Raw genomic sequence first — 1464 nt, 5'->3', positions numbered from 1 at the left:
TGACTACGAAGCACTCAACGCTTACAAACCGCAGCTCATCATCATCGGCAGCCGTGCAGCCAAAGCGTTTGACAAGTTGAACGAGATCGCACCGACCATCGAGATGACCGCCGAAACCGCCAATCTGAAAGAAAGCTCAAAAGAGCGCATCGACGCACTGGCGCAAATCTTCGGCAAACAAGCCGAAGCGGACAAGCTGAAAGCGGAAATCGATGCTTCGTTTGAAGCGGCGAAAACCGCTGCTCAAGGCAAAGGCAATGGTTTGGTAATTTTGGTCAACGGCGGCAAGATGTCGGCTTTCGGCCCTTCTTCCCGTTTGGGCGGTTGGTTGCACAAAGACATCGGCGTTCCCGCTGTCGATGAATCAATTAAAGAAGGCAGCCACGGCCAGCCTATCAGCTTTGAATACCTGAAAGAGAAAAACCCTGATTGGCTGTTCGTTTTGGATCGTGGCGCGGCCATCGGTGAAGAAGGTCAGGCTGCGAAAGATGTTTTGGACAATCCTTTGGTTGCCGAAACAACTGCATGGAAAAAAGGCCAAGTCGTGTACCTCGTACCGGAAACCTATCTGGCGGCCGGCGGCGCACAAGAATTGCTGAATGCTTCCAAACAGGTCAGCGATGCGTTTAATGCGGCCAAGTAATTCGGCGCGGGCATAGCCGCCCGCTTCTTTCAGACGGCCTAAAGGGTTTGATGATTCACAGGATCAAGCTGCTTGATCTGAAGTCGTTGGATTTGGGCCGTCTGAAAATACATGGTGCAAATGGACAATTTTTGCCTGTTTGCATCTGTTTTTATGATGGGCAGACCTGCCTTTTTCGCAAAATACCTTAACCCTTCTTTCAGACGGCCTTATTTTTTCCGAACCATTTTATGTTTCACAAACCTTCATTTTTAAATGCGGCCAACGGCGTGGCGCTGCTGATATTGTTTGCCGTCAGCCTGTCGGTCGGCGTGGCCGACTTCAAATGGTCCGCCCTGTTTTCGCTATCCGACAGCCAGCAAGTCATGTTCATCAGCCGCCTGCCGCGCACGTTTGCGATTGTGCTGACGGGTGCGTCGATGGCGGTGGCCGGTATGATTATGCAGATTTTGATGCGCAACCGTTTTGTCGAACCGTCGATGGTGGGCGCAAGCCAAAGCGCGGCTTTGGGTTTGCTGTTGATGACCCTGCTGCTTCCGGCCGCGCCGCTGCTGGCAAAAATGTCGGTTGCCGCCGTTGCCGCGCTGATCGGGATGCTGGTCTTTATGCTGCTGATCCGCCGCCTGCCGCCGACCGCGCAACTGATGGTGCCTTTGGTCGGGATTATTTTCGGCGGTGTGATTGAGGCGGTGGCCACCTTTATCGCGTATGAAAACGAAATGCTGCAAATGCTCGGCGTGTGGCAACAGGGCGATTTTTCCGGCGTGTTGCTCGGGCGGTATGAGCTGTTGTGGGCAACGGGAATTTTGGCTTTGTTTGCC

The 1464-nt window shown here is 53.3% G+C and carries 2 protein-coding genes; both read left to right on the top strand.

The genetic code is table 11. The annotated features are described in order from the left end of the window. Nucleotides 1-643 (top strand): siderophore ABC transporter substrate-binding protein (locus ACTHUM_RS13925; RefSeq protein ID WP_440403161.1); only part of this gene is annotated, 643 nt, incomplete at its 5' end. Between the two features lie 230 nt (nt 644-873). Continuing rightward, nucleotides 874-1464 (top strand): iron chelate uptake ABC transporter family permease subunit (locus tag ACTHUM_RS13920; protein ID WP_440403160.1); only part of this gene is annotated, 591 nt, incomplete at its 3' end.

This window comes from Neisseria sp. P0021.S006 (genome assembly GCF_051956895.1).
This window is presented reverse-complemented; position numbering and strand designations above follow the sequence as displayed.